The sequence below is a fragment of the Streptococcus mitis genome (genome assembly GCF_002096815.1).
Taxonomy (GTDB): domain Bacteria; phylum Bacillota; class Bacilli; order Lactobacillales; family Streptococcaceae; genus Streptococcus; species Streptococcus mitis_AD.
Genome location: NZ_NCVJ01000015.1, coordinates 148953 through 154952, shown reverse-complemented (window position 1 = coordinate 154952; position 6000 = coordinate 148953). Strand labels below are relative to the sequence as shown.

General features: G+C 41.9%; 1 protein-coding gene. It reads right to left on the bottom strand.

Annotated features, from left to right (window positions below):
- The coding region (locus B7696_RS10295; protein ID WP_158086157.1) for an accessory Sec-dependent serine-rich glycoprotein adhesin at positions 1-5852 on the bottom strand (5852 nt) is incomplete at its 3' end.
- Positions 5853-6000 lie beyond the last annotated feature (148 nt).

Genomic DNA, 6000 nt, shown 5'->3' with positions numbered 1-6000 from the left:
CCTGACTCAGACGCCGACGTGCTTGCTGATTGGCTCGCACTTGTTGAGGCTGACTCAGAAGCTGATGTGCTTGCTGATTGGCTTGCACTTGTTGAGGCTGACTCAGAAGCTGATGTGCTTGCTGATTGGCTTGCACTTGTTGAGGCTGACTCAGAAGCTGATGTGCTTGCTGATTGGCTCGCACTTGTTGACGCTGATTCAGATGCCGATGTGCTTGCTGATTGGCTTGCACTTGTTGAGGCTGATTCAGATGCCGATGTGCTTGCTGATTCTGACGCACTTGTTGACGCTGACTCAGAGGCACTTGTCGATGCTGATTCTGACGCACTTGTTGACGCTGACTCAGAGGCACTTGTCGATGCTGATTGGCTCGCACTTGTTGAGGCTGACTCAGAAGCTGATGTGCTTGCTGATTGGCTCGCACTTGTTGATGCTGACTGACTAGCTGAGGTACTTGCTGATTGACTTGCACTTGTCGACGCTGACTTAGATGCACTTGTTGAGGCACTTTGACTCGCACTTGTCGATGCGGACTTAGAGGCGCTCGTTGAGGCACTTTGACTTGCGCTTGTGCTTGCGGACTTAGATGCACTTGTTGAAGCACTTTGACTTGCGCTTGTTGATGCGGACTTAGAGGCGCTCGTTGAGGCACTTTGGCTGGCACTTGTTGACGCTGACTTAGATGCGCTCGTTGAAGCACTTTGGCTTGCGCTTGTCGACGCTGACTTAGATGCACTTGTTGAGGCACTTTGACTTGCGCTTGTGCTTGCGGACTTAGATGCACTTGTTGAAGCACTTTGACTTGCGCTTGTCGATGCCGACACTGATGCACGGTAATCTGAATCTGATATATCTGGCGTTACCGTATTTACCGTTCCATCTTTATAAGTGATGGTCACCGTTCCATTTTCTGCAATAGAATAACTACTGATACGGTTGGCAGTCTCTGGATTTGCTGTTTTCACAACTGCCAAGATTTCATCTTTCTCACGCTGATCCAGAGCGTTTGGATGTTTAACTTGGAAGACTCTTGACGGCTTCACACCAGGGAATCTTACATTCAATTTACCTTGAGCAACTACTACTGTCGGAGTGCGTGCTTCGTTATCAGACAAGTCTACAGCTTTGGTTCCGAGATTCCATTTATTTTTATCATCATATTTCTGATTAGCATTATAAGAAGCTGTATACTCTAAAGTAGCAGGAGCATTCGTTGGTGTATTCTTGAATCCTGGTGCATCATCATTCGAAGAATATCCTTTTTGGAATATTCTATCTTTATCTGAAATACCATCATAAAGTTTCAAATCTCTAAGTTTGCCACTATTATCTGAACCCTTCAAGACAACTTTAACTTCATCTCCGGCAAAAATCTCGTATCCACTCGTGCCAGGACGGACATTATTTTTCGGAGAAAGCTTTTCCCATTTTTTAGTCTTATCATTCTTGACATAGATTTCAAATTCAGGATTTGGAGCTACATTTTCTTTAGTAATGGTCTTAGTAGTTTCGGCAGAAGTAAGGGTCTCTTTTCCTCCATCAGGAGTCCTTACAACTTTCTCTTGTTTAACTGTTACATCACCTGTCGGAAGAAGACCGTTATTGCCGTCGTAAGCTTTTTTCAGATCAGCAGGTCCAAAGGTAACGCTTGATTCGTTGTCCTTAGCTTTCTTCTCGAACGTATGGCCTGCTAATGTCAACGTCACCACTGCTCCAGGTGTTACATTCGTAACAACGATCGAACGATTTGGCAAGCCACCTTTTTCAGTAACTGAATCATCTGCTATTTGAGGCGCTTGTGGATTTACTTTCACAGTAACAGGGACGTTTTGTTTAACTTTGACACCCGTTGAGTCTGCAGGTAACTCTACCTCCACTTGCTTGGTAAATGTTCCAACTGTCGTAAGTGACGGCGCACCACCAACCCACGTGTATTTAGTGTTTGTTGCGTTAAAATCTGGAGTTCCTGTTACTCTTGTAACCGCTTCTTTAGGATTGGCTACAGCTTGTTTATAAGCTGGTTCATCTGTTTGATTCTGTGTAAAAGTATAAGAACTGTCTGATTCAAATTTATAAACATCATGAACAACATTAACGGTTTTACTTAGTTTAGCAGCATCCCCTGCACCTGTACGACCAACAGGATAAGTAAAGGTGACTTGGTAGTTGTGTCGACCTGTTTCTGCTGTACTAATCGGTGAACTTGAAACAGGCTGACCATTTTTTCTCCAAGTTTGACTAGCTCCACTTGGGTAGGCATCGTCTCCTTGCTTAGTCACATAATCATGCCATAAGGTACCGTTATGAGGATTTGTACCTTGAATATCATTCACAGGTCCTTTAGGAGCAATCGTAGCTAAAACCTTATAGTTGACCGTTACATCATCGATTGAACCATCCGAATACGTAACACGCGCAACAGCACTCTTTGTTCCAGTAGTCGAATTGTTAATCGTATTTGTCCAGGCAACCGTTGCTCCTGCAGGCAGAGACTTCCCACCTTCAAGTTGAACAAAGTTAGCTGCATTTCCCAAGTCCGCTGCTGTTTCACCCGCATAGGTATAAATAGTGTCTACTTTAGAGACCGCATTATACTTATCCGTTTGATCCTTAACAACAAACTTGATGTAACCTTCGTTATTATCAGTACTATTTGATGTATTCTGGTTATCCGTAGTTACGAGTTTACGTTCAGTAAATGCCCCTTTTTGCAGGCTTTTATTTAGGGTGCCTGTCAAAGTAATCGTAGCATTGTCTTGGTTTGTCGTAGAAGTGATTGGATTTGAACGAGTGACACCAGTAAAGCCACCATAGTTAGCAGCATTACCATCTGCAGCTCCAGATGTCGTCGTCAATTTCAATGAATTGATTTTGCCAGAGTCGTCCGTCGCTTTTAGGGTAATATTAACCGGTTCGTTGCGATATAGATAGATTTCTTTCGTTGCCGGATTGTCATAAGGAATAACTAACTTAGGACGTTCGTTGACTGTTACTGACTGTGGAATGTCATCACTCTTCGTTCCGTCCTTGTAGACTATTTTTGCTGTACCATTGGCCTGAACTTCAATATCCTCAATACGATATGTCTGCTGATTATTTTTAGCATAAATAGCAGCCTTTACAGCATTCTTTTCAGTCTCCGTCAGGTTATTCTTGTTTACAACAGGCGTGAACTCAGGATTTTTTATTGTGAATTCTGGTTCATGCTTGTAACGCTCATTCAAAGGACGTTGCTTGATAAAGAAGTTTCCTGTACTGTTATCTCCCGGAATCGTAACGTTCCCTGCTTTATCTGTTGCTACTGCATTACGGCGCCATTCGTTTTTAGGAGCATAAGTCAAATCATCTTTCATATGCCCAGTTGCAGTTATGACTGCCGGATTAGACTCAGTCGCAACGAGATTCCCATTTGGATCTGATAGAGAAGTAGCTGTCCCAGTCCCATAATTGGTATCTCCAAAGATGTTTTGAGCCATTTCTGACGCTGGTCTATTACCATCAGCCTGTGCTACAAGTTTAAACTCACTCAGTTTCCCCTTATTGTCTACGGCTTTCATTTCAAAACCGATATCATCACCTGCATAGTAATAGTAATATTTATCTCCTGCTATAGCTCCTGTTTCTGCAGCTAGAGGTTTACCATTACGGGTCGCAGTAACGGTTATTACTGGAGGTATTTTTTCCTTCTCTAAAGAAGCATTGATGACACTTGTAGAACCGTCACGATAAGTAACCGTGATGGTACCATCTGTTGCAACGTCAATTTTAGATTTGGTGCCAGGGTAAGACAGCGTAAAGCTACCATCTGGATTGGTCGTTTTACTTGCTTTAGAAATATCTGGAGCAAGATCTCCATTTTTGGATAAATCCTTTAAATTCGATTGTTTTCCAACAAAATTATCATAAACTTCCTTAACTTCATCTGGTGTCAAATGATCCAAATCAGAAACCTGAACAGTATCGCCACTTTGGATATCATGACGTTCGTTGAAACCTTTGATAAGGAACTTAACTGAATCTCTAGCTACTTGGCCATTATACTGACCAGATGAAAAATTATAGGTGTACTCTTTCCCTATCTGTGCAGATAAATCGTTACCACCAACTGTACCTTGAAGATAACTAAATACATTCGGTCTGTTGATACCAGGTACACCCATCTGGTTTCCGACATAGTTAACACCTGGGACAGGGTCGCTCGATTCCAATCCATAGATATAGATATTACTATTTGAACGACTTTGAATACCAATCAAATCATTAATTGAATCGCCATTATATACTTCTTTGTAACGATTATCAATATTATATTGTGGACCAAGTTTTGAAGTTGTTTGATTATTTGTAGTTTGTTGTCTATAGCCAGTTGGAACACTTGCCGATTGAACTGCCGATCCATTCCCTGGAGTATTTTCATAAATAGGAGCAGAACTTACTTGAACCTGCATAGTGGCAGTCGCAGTCGGAACATTATTATCGTATTTAACTCTTACTACAATTTGTCCCTCTAAGTTCCTGTTTTGGCCATGACGATAACTATAACCCGCCTCTGAACCATGTGTATATGTTTTTTCCATCGAACTACCATTAAAGGTCGCACTTTGGACATGTCCACCTTTGCCAACTTCGATTTTTACACCAACGTGACTCAAGGCACTATCAGCATGGACATTCATGGTGTAAGTAGCGATACCAGTAGCCTTATCAAAAGTAGCAGTTGGACTACTTACATTCATACGCCCATCATTCTGTTGAGGAGCCCAGCTTGCTCGAAGCGAAGCATCGCGCAACATTGGTTTTCCATTACGGATATCACGCGCACCTGATTGCGCTCTTAAAACAGCATTGACAATAGAATTACGAGCCAAGGTAGCTTTTTGCACCACCTCTGTCCAGTCACTCGTTGGATCTGCCAAAGCTTTTTCAATAGCTGTCACTGCTGCATTTACCTTAGTAATTGCAGAATCAGTGTTTGGCAAACCAGCAGCTTTCGCTAAGTATTCACCTATTTCAGCTGAAAGCTTGGTTAACTTCTTACGATTTTCTTCATTTTGTTTAGCAGAAACTTCGGAAGTTGCGATGGCTCCAGCAGTAACTCCTACGATACTAGTCATGGTAGAAGTTGATTGAGCAGCACTTGCACTAACCTTCCCATCAATTTCAGTTGCCTTCAGTAGAGCAGAATCGATTTTAAGGTTAGTTGATTCTGTTGATACAGCAGAATCTTGCTCAGTTGCTGTAGCAGATGTGCTCTGTTCACCTGATAAAGTTGACGCTAAAGAAAAACTACTCGGCTTACTTGTTGATTGACTGATACTAGTAGAGGTGCTGACAGATGCACTTGTCGAAGCACTATTAGAAGTACTGGCTGAGGTACTTGCAGAAGTACTCGTCGAAGCACTGGCTGACGAACTCTTAGATACAGATTCTGACATAGAAGTACTTTCGCTCAAAGAAGTAGAAAAGCTAGCAGAATTCTCTGAATTATTCACAGATGTCGTACCCAAAACTACTGTATCATTTGTAACCAAAAGATCTGGATTTTCCAGTGTTTTTTCCACAGCTACTGTTTCATTTGCAAACACTTTTGTTTGAGTAGCAACAGTACCCCCTAAAACAGCCCCTGTGGCAGCAAGTCCCTTGATAATATCCAGACCTGTAATAGAAGGATTTACTTTATCCTCTACTACTTCTGTCATGACTTGAGTCGTATCTACACCACCCCGCAAGACCTTGAACAAACCAAAAAGAGAGGTTGAAGCTCGCAACCAATGTTTTCCTGATTTGATCAACTTATACCGCGTCACACGGTCGGTTTCTCTATACTCACCTTTTTGACGTCTAAAAAACATGTTTTACCCTTTCATCGCATTTCAAAAGTGGACAATCCACCCAATTTTAATCATACGTTTCAAGTATACTTTAACTGCAAACGCTTGTCAAGGTTTTTAATATATTTTTTATATGATATGATATTTCAAAGTTCTTTACTCATCCAAC